Here is a 15,622-nt window from a genome sequence, read left to right as displayed (position 1 = left end):
CGAGTTTGAGATGATCTACACGACCGCAATCGCGGCCTGACTACCCCAACCCCCGATCGTCAACCAAACTCGGGGCAGTCCCATACCCCTGTCGATACGCGCCCGCTGTTGGCGACGAACGAGACCCGCACACCACCGAAATGAACGCGGATCTTCCCGATGTCGATCGTGCATTCGACTGCCGAGTTGAGATCGACAGTCACTCCCTTCCACCGATTTCCGGCGGCGAACCGCACCTTGTTCCCCCGGGACCGATCGTGGAAGACCAGGGTTATACCTTCGGGGAGCTGTTCGGTGGAACGCACCCTCTCCTCACCGACCCAGATCTCGTTTCGCTCGTAGGGGCCATCAACAGGTAGGTCAGACATCGGGCGAATGCTCCTCAGTTGCGGTGTCCGGGAAGATCACCATTGGCCCGAAGCGGGCTCGATGGCAGGGTCTCGTCTTCAGCGATTCTTCCCCGGTTTCGATGTGGGATCCGGCGTCGGCGACGAGGACGGCTCGGGAACGACCGTGGGCGTGGGACTCGGCTCGATCGACGGCTCGACGACCGGTGTGGGCTCGGGCGCAGGTTCGGGCAGTGGTTCGGAAACCGGTTCGGACTCCGCCCCAGGATCGGCCGGGGCCGATGGCGGCTCGGCGACCGACGTTGACGGCTCGGCGGCCAGCTCACGGGTGACCGTGACGATCGAGCTGACACGAGAGCCGTCGGCGTTCTCGGCGACGAGCGTGTAGTCCTGCGATTCGCCTGCGCATGAGAACGGCACCACGTATGCGGACGTGGCAGCCTGCAGCTCGGACGGAGCAGCAGCCGGAAGGCCCAGCGTCCCTACCCCGACCTCGATGCGGGTCGCATCGTCGACCTCCCAGTTCAGCTGGACGTCGGCCTCGCCCTCAACGCTGTTGCACACGACGGTCGGAGCTCCGGTGGTGAAGCTCACGATACTGGGCAGATCGGCGGCGGCCTGCACCGACGCCGATGCGCTGGGAGACGGCTTGGGCTCGTCGGGATCGGGCAGGTTCGCGACGATCGCAATCGCTGCACCCGCGCCGATTGCCAGAAGAAGGGAGATCCCCGTGATCGTCAGTGCGATGATCCTTCGCCGCGTCCGCTGCCGCGCCGCTCGGTTGTAGCGCTCTCGGCGAGCGATATCGCGCGGACTCTCGGGAGGTAGGGAGATCGTCTTCGTGGAAGCGGTCACTGGCGAAGCATTCGCTACCGGTGGCGGCCCCTGGAGGATCTGATCGAACAGCGACAGCCCGTCTTGCCGTTCCGCGATTGTCGTGGGGCCGTCCCCGGCCGGGGCGACTACGGCCTCCTTCGCTGCGGGCGTCTTGACCGCCCCGACGGCCGACAACGGCGCTGCTGCCTTCGTCTTCGCTGTGGATGCCGCGCCCACGGCACCACCCGGTTGTTTCGTCCACTTGACGTACTCGTCGATCACCGCACCAGCGGGACCATCGGCACGCAGCTCGCCTTTGTGGATCCAGAGCACCCGCTCGCACGTGTCCTTCAGCGATCCGACGGAGTGACTGACGATCATGACGAGGCCCGCACTGTCACGCAGCTCGCGGATGCGCTCCTCGCTCTTCGCTTTGAAGCGGCGGTCACCCACTGCGAGCGCTTCGTCCACGAGCAGGATCGAGTGCGCCTTCGCAGAGGCGATCGCGAACCGCAGACGGGCACCCATCCCCGATGAATAGGTGCGCATGGGGTGATGGATGAACTCGTTCAGCTCGGCGAAGTCAGCGATCTCGTCGACCTGCGCAGCGGCCTCAGCCTCGGTGAACCCCATGGCCAGCAGGCCGAGTTTGATGTTGTTCTCTCCGGAGAGCTCAGGAACCAGCGCCGCGTTGACACCCAGCAGCACCGGTCGGTCCCGCGCCCAGATCGCCCCCTCGGACGTCGGGATGAGACCACTCATCGCCCGGAACAGCGTCGACTTGCCCGAGCCGTTGTGACCGACGACGCCGATCGTCTCGCCCTCGCTGGCTGTGAAGCTCACGCCCCGCAGCGCCGGCACAGACTTGAGAGTGCGTCCGCCGCGAACAGAACTCAGACTGAGCAGGCTGTCACGTGCGCTCAATCGCTTGCCCGACGCGAACACCCGATACGTGACGTGCGCGTCCTCGGCGATGATCATGGGACGCGGTCCCGCCGTCGAACGCATGTCGGTCTCGGGAGATCGGGGCTCAGTCACTGAGGCCATACCTTGCCTCGGCCTGCCAGAAGTAGATGACGCCGACCACGATCGCGATGATCGCCCACGCCGGCGCAGCGATCCACGCCAGCGTCGGCGCGGTGTACGACTGCAACATCACATCGCGCGAGATCGCGATGAATCCGTATGTCGGCACCAGATGTGCGATGGTCAAGGCCACAGGGTAACCCGCGAGCGCACCGTCCACGTTGAAGAAGATCCCCGTGACGTAGAACAGCACGCGGTTGATGATCGGGATGATCTGCTGCACGTCGCGTGCGTGGACCGACATGCGCGCAACGATCAGGGCCGCACCGAGGTTGAAGATGGCCATCACCGAAAGGATCGGGATGATCGCCAGCCACGACCAGGTGATCGGCTCGCCCAGAACGACGAGAAGGATGCCGAGCAGCACGAGGACCGGAATCATCCGCATCGCCTGTTCGGCGACGATCGAGACCGGCAGCAGGATCCGCGGGAACCCCAGGCTCTGGACGAGCTTCGCGTTGCCGGTGATCGCCTTGGCGCCGCCGCCGAATGATCCGGTGAAGAACTCGAAGATGAACACGCCGACGAGGAGGTACTGCACGAAGTCCTGGGGTCGTGCAGAGCCCGAAAGCACGAAGTGAAAGATGGTGCCGTACATGATCGCCATCAGCAGCGGACGCAGGACGATCCACAGCAGACCCAGACGGTTGCGCAACAACCCACCGACCAGTCGATAACCCGCCAGTCGGAGTGCGAAGCTGCGACGACGCCAGGCCTCGGCGAGGTAGGCACCGAGAGGCGGTCGCCGGCCGACTTCGTACAGGCCGTCCGCAGCATGCTGCGCGTGCTCGGGTCCCACGACTTCGCCACCTCCAGGTTCGCGACGGCTCACCGTGCGGTATCGCGACGCCCGGGGCGCCCATGATCCTACAGTGGCGATCTCCGGCATCCCTGTGCCGAGACTGTGGCTCAGCGCGGACCAGTAGTATGGGCGGCGCAGGGGCTCGCTGCGTTATCCACCTCGCAGACGTCTGATCCCGGCCGATGTTGCGTGAAGGCTCGAACGCGCGCACCACCCCGTCGACCATACGGAGATATTCATCGTGGACCACAGCCCGCTTTCCGCCGGCGTTACCGATGCCTGGCTTGAAACACTGGCCAACCTCGTCGCGGTGCGCTCTCCGCTCGCCGGCGCTCTCTATCAGAGGCTGATCGTGCGAGATGAGTGGTCCGCCGATCAGCGCGCTGCACTCGTCCGCCTGGCTCCGTGGGTGGGAGCGAACGCCACGCCCAAGCCCGCGCCGGCTGTAGCGCCGGGCGAGATAGCGATGGGGGTGATGGGGTACCACACCGCAGATCCGTCTGCCACGTCGCGCAACATCGGGGACTGGGTCCAAACCGTCTCGATGTCGTCGCACCTGATCCGTCGCGCCGACGTGCAGTTCACTGGCGACCCCGAGCTGGTGAAGGTATTCGAGCAGCTGCGACAGTCGGTTCCTGCCGAGAATGTGATCCACGGGCCGAGCGCCCGGGTGAGCCTGATCGAATTCAACCGCGACTCGACACTGTACGACGCGATTCCCCAAGACATGTGGGCGTTCGTGTTCGGCTGGTACATGAAGCGGATCTACGGCGGGCGCGAACAGTTCCCACTCAACCCGAACATCCGTCCGCTCTTCATCTCGTTCCACATCAGCAGCGGACGAACGCTCACCCCCGCCGCTGTGGAGTACCTGAAGGCGAACGGGCCGATCGGCTGTCGCGACTGGCACACTGTCCGCCTCCTGCTCGCGAAGGGAGTGCCCGCCTACTTCTCAGGTTGCGTCACCACCACCATCGGCGGACTGTTCCCCCGCGCTCAGATCGATGCGTCGAAGCCTGCGGCGTTCGTCGATGTGGGACCCGAGCACGTCGAACCCGGGGCAGTGCGTCTGAAGAACCTCGATGACGGCCTGCGCGAGCGGCCGCTGGCGGCATCCCTCCAGCAGGCAGTTCGACGGATCGACGCCTACCGCAACGACTATTCGCGCGTCGTCACCTCTCGCCTCCACACGTTCCTCCCTGCCGAGTCCTGCGGAGTCGCGGTCGAGTGGCGACCTCACAAGGCGGACGATCGACGGTTCGACGGGCTCATCGGCCCGACCGAAGCGCCTCGCGAACTCATGAGAGCGCGCATCACTCAGATCGTCGGGGCGCTCCTCGACTCCATTCTTCGCGGAGACTCCACGGAGGAGGTCCGTCAGGCGTACTGGGCGGAGGTCGCGCCAGATCTGGCAGCCTCCAAGGCGACCATCGAAGATCCATCGAAGTCCTACGACTATGTCGGAATCACGAAAGTGCATGCATCGTGACGAATCTCATCTGGCAGTTCCACATCGACGCCAATCGCGGATACGACGGCCCGAACCGGAAGGCGATGGCCATGGCCTCGGCCGAACTCGCGGCGCTCTACGCCATGAAACACGGCGCCGAGTACCAGATCGCGACGCACTCACGATGGTGGGCCAACGGTTACCACGGTGGTCCTGCGATCGAACGCTTCCAGTTGCTGGACGAGAAGTACGACGAGTACGAGTACATTCTCTACCTCGACACCGACATCCTCATCTCGCCCGACGCGCCGGACATCTTCGCCGAGTACTCCGGTGCGGTGATCGCCGGCAACAATCAGAACCACAGCCAAGACAGGATGCGACTCGAAGAAGGCTGGCTGAAGGGCGAGTTCCCGGACCCGCAGCGCTACCTGAAGAACTACGTCAACGGCGCCATCCTCATGATGTCGAGAGAGTTCCGACAGTATCTTCGCGGGGTACTCGATGTTGCAGACATGCAGGTCGATCGTGGTCGCTACTGGAAGACGGACGGACTCACAGTCCGGTGGCCCGTTTACGACCAGTCTTTCGTCTCGTACTGGCTGGCATCCTCGCCGTATGCGCTTACCCCGATCGACCGGTCTTGGATTCACGGGCCGCACTTCTACAATCACGGCGGCGCGAAGACCGAAGAGAGCATGAACTCCTACTTCGGGCGGTACACCGAGCTGCGCGAGCAGTGGGCTCAAGGCCTTCACGCCTGACTGGACAGGATGCCGCGGCCTAACGCCGCATCACCCGTCGGAAACGATGCCCCGATGACCACCGCACCGTCACTGCTGTACTTGGGCGACAGCCACGTCCGTTATTTCGCGAAGGCGGCGGCGTTCGATCTCCTGCACCCTTATGTGACAGACGGAATCGAGGTCGGTGGCGCCACGGCCGTCGGCATGCGGAACCCGAACTCGAAGACCGACGCCATCGGCCGATTCCGCAAGTGGGTGGTCGACAAGGACCGCGACTCGGTCGTCGTCGTGCATCTGGGCGAAGTCGACTGCGGATACGTCATCTGGTACCGAGCCGACAGGTATGACGAGCCTGTAGAGATACAGATGCGCGAGTCAATCGGTGCCTATTTCGAGTTCGTCGATGAACTGCGCCAGCACGGCTTCACGCGGATCATCATCACAGGTGCGACATTGCCCACGATCACGGATGACGATCAGCTCGGTGAGGTAGTCGTCGCGCGAAGCTCGATCGCCGCCACGATGGCCGAGCGCACCGCACTGACTCTGGAGTACAACCGACTGTTGGCGCAAGGCGCCGTGGCGCGCGGACTGGCCTTCGTCGACATCGCGGAGGATGTCCTCGATCCCACCACCGGCGTCGTGCACACGAAGATGCGCAACCCGAACCCAGCAGACCACCACATGAACGTGGCGGTCGCCGCGGCGTACTGGGCGCGCCGGCTGACACCGGAGCTGGGGCGCATCACGAGCGCCCGTGAACGCCGCTGGACCGCGACCAGGGACACCTATCTGAAAGGATTCCCCGCGCACTCATCGCGGATCCCGGCCGAGCTCCTGGTGCGAGTCTCCGCGGGCGAGGTCGTCGTCGCGGAGAAGGTCGCTGCACATGGTGATCACACCATCGTCCGCAATGTCCGCTTCCGCGACCAAAGTCACCCGCTGATCCGGGTGCTCCCGTCGCGCCACTTCACGCGCCACGCCGGATCGTAGTCCGCACCGGGGCGCCGCCCGGATCGGACGGCACCCGGATCGGCCTCAACCCGCGAACGACTGCGCGAGCGCCTCGCTCTGCACGCCGTAACGCGCCTGCAAGGCATCGGGGATGCGACTCTTGGCCCATTCCAAGAGATGGAGTGCGAATTTCTCCCACTCGTCCTGCACGTTCGGGTATGACGGCAGGTCCGAGATCCGTTCGTGCGTGGCTCGCAGCGCCTCCAGCACGGCCATGCGCCGGGCGTCACTGATATTGGTCACCTGATCCCTCGTCGCGAACTTCCGATGCGTGCACACCTCGACGTCCAGGTAGCCGATGCTGGTCGCACTCGTCACGCTGTGCCAGTGGAACTGGACGTCGTTGTGCACCACCGTCGCACCGAAGAAGATGTTCGCGTCGTGCAGGAGCGAGGTACGGATCAAGCGGTTCCAGGGGTAGTTGATAAGTCGGGCCGCGAGTTGCTGACGCTCTGCGTTACTCGAGGTCTGGGGCAGTTGCTCCCAGATCTGGCGATCCCCGCCGAACATCCCCTGAGAGCGGCCCTCATCGGTGTATTCGATGCGGTACTTGACCAGGAACAGGTCGGCTGACTCGGCGTCAGCTTGGGCGACGGCAGCCACCAGCGACTCAGCGTCGATCACATCGTCGGCGTCGAGGAAGAAGGTGTAGCGCCCGGTAGACAGCGGGATGATCGAGTTCCGTGCCCGCCCGGCGCCGCGGTTCCCCTGCGCGAAGACGTGCACATTGGAGTGCCGCCTCTCGTACTGACGCAGGACCGTGAGCGAGTCGTCGGTCGATCCGTCGTCCACCAAGAGGACATTGAAGCGGATGCCGGTCAGTGCGAGAACCGAATCGAGAGTCTGCGGGAGGAGGTCCGCGCTGTTGAACACCGGGATCACGACGGTGAGGTCGATGTCGCGATAGGCGGAACGGTACGTCGCGAGCCGGGGCCGCACACGCGCCGGCACCTCTGCCGCGGGCGCGGCCTCGACAGCGCGATGGTAGATGTCACCGAGTCCGCGGCGGATGAGCGCAGCGGCGATCGGCTGCGTCTGGTTGGCGACCGTCCAATGGCAGCGGTCGAGATACTCGAAGAACGACTCGAACAGCACATCCCGACGGTCGTCAGAACTCTCATCGAGGAAGTTGAGGATCGTGTTGGCGTGGCTCACGAACGCACCGAGCTTGTACGCCTGCGCGCTCATCGTCTGGCCTTCGCGCTCCTGGCGGTGGTAACTGACGACCTCATCGCAGGCCACCACCCGGTGCGCGCGGGACAGCACGAACCAATGAAGCGGATTGTCCTCGTAGAAGTAGTCGCCCTCCGGGTAGAGGATCCCGTGCTCGTTCAGGAACTCGCGCCGGTAGAGCTTGCGCCAGGGCACGGGTGACAGCTTGATCAGCGCAGGGTGGCTGAAGGCCGAGATCGGCGTGTTCAACGGGACTTCGCTCCAGGCCGCGTGGTCGTACGGGACGGCACCGTCCTTCAGCTTGTCCGAGAACGTCCGGAAGTCGCCGATCACCAGCTCCGCATTGTGATGATCAGCGAGCTGGACGAGCTTGGCGAGCCCCGTCTTCGTGACATGGTCGTCGCTGTCGGCAAACGCCACGTATGTGCCACGCGCCGCCCGCATCCCCACATTGCTCGGTACGCCGGCACCACCGATCGTGTTGTGGTCGAGCGCGAACACCCGCACACGCAGGTCTTTGCGCCAGTACTTCTCGATGATGCGGCGGCCGTTGTCGGTCGACGCGTCGTCGATGATGATCAGCTCGAGGTCCGTGAAGTCCTGACCGAGCACGGACGAGATGGCCGTGTCGAGGAACGGTTCGACGTTGTAGACGGGCATGACGACCGTAACCCGGGGCGCGTTTCTGTCGCGCGGGACGGAGTGACGTGCATCGAACACGATCCTCTCATCCGCCCGTCGACCGGACGACGCGGGTACGGCGGTCCCGCGACGGGATCCTTTGTCAGCCCGTCCCCCGAAGCGGGTCTCGACAGCACGGCCTACGCGCTGCGCGACCCTCGTCAGCTTGCCCGCAGGAGGTGCGGTGACGATCAGCCGGCCACCCGACAGCACCTGCGGCTGCCACGCGTCCGTGCCCTCGACCTTCAGCGCATCGCCGAACGGGATGGGGAACTCGACGAGACCGCGTGGAGTCCGGAACGAACCGAAGATCTGCCAGCGCGAGTCCGCGAACTTCGACAGAGGCCGACGCCACAACCGGCTGCCGGTCGATGCCGTCACCGCTGTGAAGTCCCGTCGACGCACCACGGCCCCATCGACCTCGCGCAGCGCGTAGACACCGGCCAGGACGGCTGCGCGGTGCTCGACCATCGTGATCTCGAAGCGCTCGTCGACCACACTCGCCAGCGAGATCTCCGCGGAAAGATACTCGGCGGCGAAGTCACGGCTTCCCAGCTGGTCGACGGACGACTCCGCGGGCAGCACCATGAGGCTGCCTTCTTCGGTGCGAACGCCCACTCGGTCGGTGCTGTTCCAGATCACGGTCTCGATCGTGATCGCACAGGGCCGGCTGACAACGCGACCCGCGCCGGCGTCGTAGTCGACGATGACGCCCCAGTTGCCCGGCGTGAGCGGGTCCTGGCTGGAGCCGATCGCAGAAACGGCGCCGACCACATCCGGCCTGAGCTCCCTTTCGTCCGACCCGTCGTGAAGTCGGATCGCCTTGATGTTCGCGGGAACACCTGTGGCGATCGTCAGTCGCACGCCGCCGTCGAAGGCGACCGCAGAGACCGTCGGAGGAGGAAGAGTCGGGAGCGCGACCACCCACGTCGGTTCGACACCGAACCACGCGGTCGCCGTGTCCATCACGTCGCGCTTGGCGATCGTCCGCCCGCGTGCGTCCCCTGCCTCCACGTCCTCGATGACCACCACCGTCGTCACCGTGGCCGAGAGTCGCCGCGCGGGATGACCCTGCGCGGCGCCCGCATGACGCACGACGGCGACCGTTGCCGTGATGTCCTGATCGGCCCCGATACGCGCCACAGCGCCCGAATCGACGAGTGCCTGCAGGACAGGCGGGAAGAAGGCCATGCCACGCGGGCCGACGACCGTGTCGGACTGGAGGAGGGCGACGCGAAGACCCGCTGCCACAGCGGCGTTGAGCTCCTCGGCGACAACCGCGTGGAATGCCGATCGGTCGGCCCATTCCCGACCGTCCAGCACGACGAGCACATCGAACTGCTGCGATCGCGGCCCCGGCAGCCAGGCCGCCGGAGCATGGAACACCCGCTCCGACAGCGGGAACGGCAGGTAAGGGTCCAGCGCCCCTGACTCGATTCGCTGAAGATATCGTCTGGTGGCGCTCCAGTAGGTCAACCGGTCCGGATGATTCCAGATGTTCGTGCCGAAGTCTGCACCCGACAGGCTCGCGGGGTCAGCGAGCATGAACATCAGGGGGGCGCCCGGCAGCAGGGCGGGGATCGCACGCCGCGTCACAGACTCGAGGCGCTTGCGGAACTCAGTGTCAGCGCTCTTGCGGATCGAGTCGTAGTAGCCGACGGCGGCGGTGACCGGCTCGCGGCGGAACATCAGCGACGGCTCGGACACGTAGAGGCGAGCACCCCGGCTGCTGACCACCGAGAAGTCTTCGGTGACCCGGGCCGCGTGGATGACATTTGCCAGCCTGGCCGGGTTGACGAGCAGGTCGTGGACCTGGATCTCGAGTCGGTGCGGATGAGACCAGTCGTCCGAATCCTGCATGGTCACGAACTCGCCGCGGGCGGCCTGGATGGCTTCGTTCCTGCGGACGTACGTGCCTTCGTTCACCTCGTTGCGGATCACACGCACGCGCGGGTCGAGGGCGGCCACCCGCTCAAGGATGAAGTCGTACTCGGCGGGCGACGCGTCATCGCAGATCAGGAGCTCCCACTCCTGATAGGTCTGCCCGACAATTGACCGCACGGCGGTGAGGATCTCCTCACCGGGACACCAGCTCGTCATGATCACCGTGATGAGCGGTCCGGGTCGAGCGGTGGATGCCGGTGCGGCGTCGAGACGCTGATACGGAACGGGCCCCGGCGCGTCGAGCGTGACAGGCTCGAGTCCGAGCTGACGGTAGGGCTCGTTCAGCAGCGCCAGCATCGAGTCGAAGCTGCCGCCGAATCGTGGATGCTCGAGCTCGACGGCGAACGCATGCGAGATCCAGTCCTTGTCGGACAACCGCGGCAGCAGAGCGCGCGCCTGCTCCGCGAGGCCGTGCTGCAGGAGCCTTTCAATGAGCGGCTGGACGGTTCCCTTCGTCAGCTGACCTCCCGAGAGCGTCCGCGCGGCGACGAACTGCAGCAGGCCCCGCTCGGCCTCGCTGTCGAGGTTGCGCTCGTGCAGCAGCTCGCAGACGTTGTAGAGGCGGTCCAGCGGGATTCCGGTGAGCACGGACTCACGGGTCTCAGCACGGGAGACCGCATTGAACACGGCCGCTCGGAAGGAGGACCAATCGTGCGCCTGGTTCGTGAGGCGTCCGACGACGGCATCGAGCGCCCAGACCGACTTCGCGCGAGCGCCGAACACGATGAGGTCACGATCATCGAAGGCCGAAGACCGCAGCACCGTGAGGCGTTCATGGCGTTCGGAGTCTGCTGCGACGAGCGCGAGCGTGGTCGAGCCGAACTTCACGTCCGCTGCCGCGCTCGACTCGCCGGTACCGCCGAAGTCGGTGGTCGCGCTGGAGGTTCCGACGATCCTGCCCTGTTCGAGTTGAACGAGCAGATCGCTCGAATGCCATCTCTGATCGGGCAAGTCTTCGGCAGGAATCACATGCGAGAGCCTACTTGATCTCGGATTTGAGCTCTTACGCCGCTCACGCTCCGGCGCTCACGAAGACAGTCGCAGCAACTCCAGATCCTGACCTGGCGACGGCAGACGCTGCAGCCGTGGATCCTCTTCGATCCAGAAGTCGATCATCTCCTGCTCGTCGCGGCGGCTCGTATCGTCGCAGATGATCATGGTGTCCGTAGCGAGGTACGGAGTAAGCACCGGTAATGCGGGGTATCGCGCATGACGACCTGTGCTCTGTGGGGGCCCGTCTACGAGCAGGACATCGATGGGATGCCGGAACGTCACGGGATCGACGTCGTACCAGAGGAAGCTCCCTCGCGGGGTGGCACGCTCAGCCAGCGGAGCAAGGCGCACCTCGGCGAACCATCCGAGATCGTGGGCGTCGATCAGAGCCTGCGTTCGCTCGGCATACTCTGGCAGGTGATCCAGGGCGATCACCTTGCCCCTGCCGAGCTTGCGCAGCGCGAGGGCGATCCACAGAGTCGATGTGCCGCTCCCGCACTCCACCACCGTGCGTGCGTCCGTCGATTCGATGAGGTCCGTCAGCGTCAGCAGTCCCCGCGGGCTCAGCGCCCACCCCGCAACTTGAGGCAGGGTCGCCCGCGGCTCGTACCGCTGCAGCAACTGCTGAAGTGCTTGGATGTCGGTGAGCAGCCCGCGGGGCATCATCATGGTTCGCTGATCGACGGTCCGCACCCGCTCGTTGAGACGCTTCAGCTCTTGGGTGATCGCATCGAGCTGAGCGCGCAATTCGCGGATGTCATCTTTGTCGGCGGGGACGGGTTCTGGCTCGGAACCGGTCGACATCGACTCGCTCACGTCAGTCACCGCCCACACGTTACCGAACTGCACCGATGCGCGCGATCAACCAGATCGCGACGGCTGGCATCGGAAGGTGGCGACCCGGGTAGGATCGCCCTCTTGTCGCCCGGGTCGGTTGGGACTAGCATCCGGCTAGTCGAGCGCTGCGGCGGTGCTGGGGACGGCGCTGGACCGTCCGTGCCATCCGACACGGGCCGGTGCAGAGGGGAGCACTCGTGTCTCGATTCACCTCGACGTTCGCAGCGGCCGGAGCTGCCGCATTGCTCGTCGCCGTTTCTTTCACCGCGGGCGCATCGACGACCGCGTCCCGTGACGCCGCGACCGTGGCGCACCCGAATTCGGTGGCTGCGGCAGTGGAGGCGCCCGCTCCACCGCCGGACCCGAACGGTGCACGACCCGACGACACCGTCACGCCGAACGCCGTACCGTCGGCGGCGTCGCCGGCCGAACTCCAGTACGTTCCGATCACTCCGTGCCGCGTGGTCGATACCCGCACCGGTGGGGGCAAGTTCGCGGCCGGCGAGACGCGAGAGTATTACGTGGCAGGCACGTTCGGCATCAGCCTCCAGGGCGGAAAGACCGGGGGTTGCGGCATCCCTGAGGGTGCTACCGCGGTTGCGGCCACAGTCCATGCACTGAACGTCTCGGGAACCGGCGGGTATGTGCGGGCGTGGCCATCCGGGCAGCCTGAGCCCGAGGCGACGGTGATGCGCTACGGCTCACTGGAGCTCGCCGTGGGTACGACTCTCTCCATGAGGTCCGGGGCGGGCAAAGACCTGCTCGTGAAGAACAGGGTGGCGTCGGCCAACATCGTCGTCGACGTCAACGGCTACTTCGTCCCGCAGATGTGGGCGTACATCTCTTCCATTGGCACCGTGATCGATCAGTCCGGTCGACTCGTCTCCGTGACGAAGACCGGGACCGGTGTCTACACGCTCGTCTGGGATCGAGACATCAGCATCTGCGCGGGCTTCGCCGGCTCCGACATCAGCGGCTACATCGAGAGCGTCTACACATCAGGGAACACCGCGTACGTCTACGTGTACAACAACGCGGGCACGGCGGCGGACTACTGGGCCAACGTCACGATCACCTGTTAGTGGCTGAGCCGTGCCGGAGGGCCGGCAAACAGCCCGCGGGTGACGGCACGACCGCGAAGCAGGCGTAGCGGAGAGCGAAGCGCAGCCTCTGCCGGCGAGCGGGTTGACCACGCACCCACCGTGCGGCGCAGCGCCGTGCTCATGGATGGCCTGGCCGAGCCCGAGAGGCGCCCTGAGCCCGGGTAGCATCGATCCGCACGCCCGTTTCGGCGAAAGAGTATGAGAGTGGCCAGTAGTCCAGAACCGACGTCTAACGCTGATTCCGCAAACCTGGACGTAGGCGCAGTCGATGCGGCGAGCGGTATCGAGCACGAGCTCCGCGTCCTGCGGGACGAGCGTGACGCCGCTCAGCGACAACTGCGGCGAGTACAGCGGTCAGCTCCCTACCGCGTCGGCCAAGCGATGACGTGGCTTCCACGCAAGCTCAAGAACGCACCGCGCGCCCTGAGGCGGCTCAGAGCGGAACGACGCTCCGCGTCGAAACGCTCACTGCCCGAGACATCGGCACCGGAAGCCCCGCGCTACTTCGTGGCGGCCGGCCCACGACCGACGCCAGAGCGGGTCGCGACGCCGGATGTCTCGGTTGTCATCCCCGTCTACAACTCCGAACCATGGCTCGACGACTGCTTGTCGAGCGTGCTTGCCCAGACCGGCATCACCGTCGAGGTGATCTGCATCAATGACGGTTCGACAGACCAGTCACGACACGTTCTTCAGCGATACGCGGACGAGGATCCGAGGCTGTCGATCATCGACCAGCCGAACTCCGGCCAATCGGTGGGTCGCAATGCCGGACTCGACGTCGCGGCGGGCCGCTACCTCGTTTACCTCGACAGTGACGACTTCTGGCCCGGCGACACACTGAAGACGCTGGTCAGCAAAGCCGACGAGGAACACCTCGACGTGTTGCTGTTCGATTGCTTCGCGTTCCGCGATGGGGACGTCTCGAGTGCGACGTGGGCTCGCTATTCCACCTACTACCAGCGATCACGTGAATACGACCTGGTTCGACCCGGTGCGGAGATGATGGCTGACATGAGGCGGCACCGCGACTATCGGCCTCACGTCGGGATGTACATCGCCCGCACAGACTACGTGCGGAGAAGCGGTGCACGGTTCATTCCCGGCATCGTGCACCAGGACAACCCGTACACGTTCGCGTTGCTGCTCGGTGCGGAGCGCACCGCTCACGTGAAGTCGGATATCTACGCACGCCGCATCCGCCCCGGCTCCACGATAACGACACTCGACGACGAGAGATCTGCGAAAGGCTACTACTTGAGCTACGTCGCGATGACTCGCGAAGTCGACGGGCGTACGTTCTCGCCATACGTGACCGACATGCTGAGCGAAGTGGTCTACGGAGTGTTCGAGGGCGCGCAGAAGCGCATCACGGTGCTTCCCGCCGGCGCGATCACTCTTCTGAAGTCCCTCGACGGCAGCCTGGACGCGCAGATCGCCCTCCGAGCGATGATGTCGGCGCGCGGCCGCTCGCGCGGCTGACCGTCTTACTCGACGAAGTCGAGAAGGGCCCGCGACTTCGACTGCAACCTGATCAGCGTCTGCTCGTCCTCGGGGGTCCACTTCGCGACCTCCGCTTCGGCGATCATTCGTTCGAAGTCGGCCGCCGTGGCGGTGCGCAGATCGAGAGCACGCTCGGGACGACCGATCTGGTCGTAGAAGCGCTTTGTCTTCTCCCGCACGTAGAGCGAGAACGTTGGGACTCTTTGCGAGTAGGCGGTGATCGCCAGGTGGAGGTGCGAGGTGAACATTGCCCGGACCCCGGCGAGCTGCGGGAGGAAGTCCTTCAACGTCGCATACCGCATCAGATCGCAGGACGGAGCACCGTCCGCAAGCTGCGACCGATGCCGCCCGTTGGACACGAGCGTGACGTGGCGGGCATTCGCGTTCGCATAGCGCGAGATGGCGTCTGAGACGGCCGTTATCTCCGGGTTCTCATGCACGTCCGCGAAGTTCGCGATGTCGAACTGCAGCCCGATCTTGCGCACTGGGCGCGGGCGGAATCGCAGGTACTCCGAGGTCAGGAGGGCGACGTCAGCGCCGACCACGATCTTCTCGGAGGGGACGCCCAGCGAGACCAGATGAGAGCGTGACTCCTCGTCGCGAACTCCGACCTTCTCAGCCATGTCCGACACTTCCAGTGCGAGACGCTTGGACTTCTCCCGAACCCACGGACCGGCTCCGACGCCCGTCACGAGCACCTTCTTGCCCGCGATCCGTCCATCTGCGACCGCTCGGGAGACGATCTCGAGGTACGACGCTCCCGGCTTCGCTCCTGCGGTGTCAGACATGATGCCGCCACCACCGACGACAACCAGCTCGGAGCGTTCGAAGATCCCGTTGTAGTCCTCTGCATATCTCGTGCCGAGCCACTCGGCGTTCTCGGCTCCGAGCCGCGGTATCGTCACCTCGTAGCCGCGCGCCTGGAGGTGCTTCGCGACGATCGCGCCGATCAGGTCATCTCCGAAGTTGTGCACCCGATACGGCCCGACGATGACCGCCTGCCGGTCGCCTGTCCGTTTCTTCGCCCTTCGGAACCAGATCCGATTCATGCGAGCTGGTTGTTCCACATGGACAGCGCGGAGCCGATGGCCATGTGCATGTCGAGGTACTGATACGTGCCCAGCCGG

General features: G+C 65.2%; 11 protein-coding genes. 5 read left to right on the top strand and 6 right to left on the bottom strand.

The features are described from left to right. Positions 1-59 precede the first annotated feature (59 nt). From ABEA46_RS16985 to ABEA46_RS16975, 3 genes are all read right to left on the bottom strand, one after another. Entirely contained in the window at positions 60-368 is a 309-nt protein-coding gene (locus tag ABEA46_RS16985; RefSeq protein WP_345546133.1) for a hypothetical protein, read from the bottom strand. Between the two features lie 78 nt (positions 369-446). Continuing rightward, the gene (locus tag ABEA46_RS16980; protein ID WP_345546132.1) at positions 447-2,144 is read right to left on the bottom strand and encodes an ATP-binding cassette domain-containing protein; all 1,698 of its coding nucleotides are present in this window, start codon (positions 2,142-2,144) and stop codon (positions 447-449) included. A 49-nt stretch (positions 2,145-2,193) separates the two neighbouring features. Next, complete coding sequence (locus ABEA46_RS16975; protein ID WP_345546131.1) at positions 2,194-3,048, bottom strand: ABC transporter permease; 855 nt, start codon at positions 3,046-3,048, stop codon at positions 2,194-2,196. A 244-nt stretch (positions 3,049-3,292) separates the two neighbouring features. Between ABEA46_RS16975 and ABEA46_RS16970 the strand changes: the two genes are divergently transcribed. From ABEA46_RS16970 to ABEA46_RS16960, 3 genes are read left to right on the top strand one after another with little or no spacing between them, the layout of a single operon-like run. Next, complete coding sequence (locus ABEA46_RS16970; RefSeq protein WP_345546129.1) at positions 3,293-4,540, top strand: hypothetical protein; 1,248 nt, start codon at positions 3,293-3,295, stop codon at positions 4,538-4,540. Continuing rightward, positions 4,537-5,265 (top strand): hypothetical protein, encoded by a 729-nt coding sequence (locus tag ABEA46_RS16965; RefSeq protein ID WP_345546128.1) that lies wholly within the window; start codon positions 4,537-4,539, stop codon positions 5,263-5,265. The genes ABEA46_RS16970 and ABEA46_RS16965 overlap by 4 nt, the downstream gene beginning before the upstream one ends. A gap of 54 nt (positions 5,266-5,319) precedes the next feature. Then, a complete protein-coding gene (locus ABEA46_RS16960; RefSeq protein WP_345546126.1) occupies positions 5,320-6,240 on the top strand; it encodes an SGNH/GDSL hydrolase family protein in 921 nt (306 codons plus the stop codon). Between the two features lie 45 nt (positions 6,241-6,285). Here ABEA46_RS16960 and ABEA46_RS16955 read toward each other — a convergent pair whose 3' ends face one another. Together ABEA46_RS16955 and ABEA46_RS16950 are read right to left on the bottom strand one after the other, a co-directional pair. After that, on the bottom strand, positions 6,286-11,028 hold the full coding sequence (locus ABEA46_RS16955; protein ID WP_345546125.1) for a glycosyltransferase: 4,743 nt from the start codon (positions 11,026-11,028) through the stop codon (positions 6,286-6,288). A 57-nt stretch (positions 11,029-11,085) separates the two neighbouring features. Further along, a complete protein-coding gene (locus tag ABEA46_RS16950) occupies positions 11,086-11,877 on the bottom strand; it encodes an O-methyltransferase (RefSeq protein WP_345546124.1) in 792 nt (263 codons plus the stop codon). 254 nt (positions 11,878-12,131) lie between these two features. Here ABEA46_RS16950 and ABEA46_RS16945 point away from each other — a divergent pair, with 254 nt between their 5' ends. Together ABEA46_RS16945 and ABEA46_RS16940 are read left to right on the top strand one after the other, a co-directional pair. Next, complete coding sequence (locus tag ABEA46_RS16945; protein ID WP_345546123.1) at positions 12,132-12,971, top strand: hypothetical protein; 840 nt, start codon at positions 12,132-12,134, stop codon at positions 12,969-12,971. Between the two features lie 402 nt (positions 12,972-13,373). Next, complete coding sequence (locus ABEA46_RS16940) at positions 13,374-14,474, top strand: glycosyltransferase (protein WP_345546122.1); 1,101 nt, start codon at positions 13,374-13,376, stop codon at positions 14,472-14,474. A 5-nt stretch (positions 14,475-14,479) separates the two neighbouring features. On the opposite strand, the gene ABEA46_RS16935 is transcribed toward ABEA46_RS16940, so the two are convergent. Beyond that, positions 14,480-15,544: a polysaccharide pyruvyl transferase family protein gene (locus ABEA46_RS16935; RefSeq protein WP_345546134.1), complete on the bottom strand. Its 1,065-nt coding sequence runs from the start codon at positions 15,542-15,544 to the stop codon at positions 14,480-14,482. Between the last annotated feature and the right edge of the window lie 78 nt (positions 15,545-15,622).

Source organism: Microbacterium jejuense, assembly GCF_039544225.1.
Lineage (GTDB): Bacteria > Actinomycetota > Actinomycetes > Actinomycetales > Microbacteriaceae > Microbacterium > Microbacterium jejuense.
The sequence above is the reverse complement of the archived record's forward strand: the minus strand, read 5'-3'. Positions and strand labels throughout refer to the sequence as shown.

Excerpts from the sequence above, each read along its gene's own strand:
- ABEA46_RS16985 (WP_345546133.1), bottom strand. The coding sequence starts at position 368 with ATGTCTGACCTACCTGTTGATGGCCCCTACGAGCGAAACGAGATCTGG.
- ABEA46_RS16980 (WP_345546132.1), bottom strand. The coding sequence starts at position 2,144 with ATGATCATCGCCGAGGACGCGCACGTCACGTATCGGGTGTTCGCGTCG.
- ABEA46_RS16960 (WP_345546126.1), top strand. The coding sequence starts at position 5,320 with ATGACCACCGCACCGTCACTGCTGTACTTGGGCGACAGCCACGTCCGT.
- ABEA46_RS16940 (WP_345546122.1), top strand. The coding sequence starts at position 13,374 with ATGACGTGGCTTCCACGCAAGCTCAAGAACGCACCGCGCGCCCTGAGG.
- ABEA46_RS16935 (WP_345546134.1), bottom strand. The coding sequence starts at position 15,544 with ATGAATCGGATCTGGTTCCGAAGGGCGAAGAAACGGACAGGCGACCGG.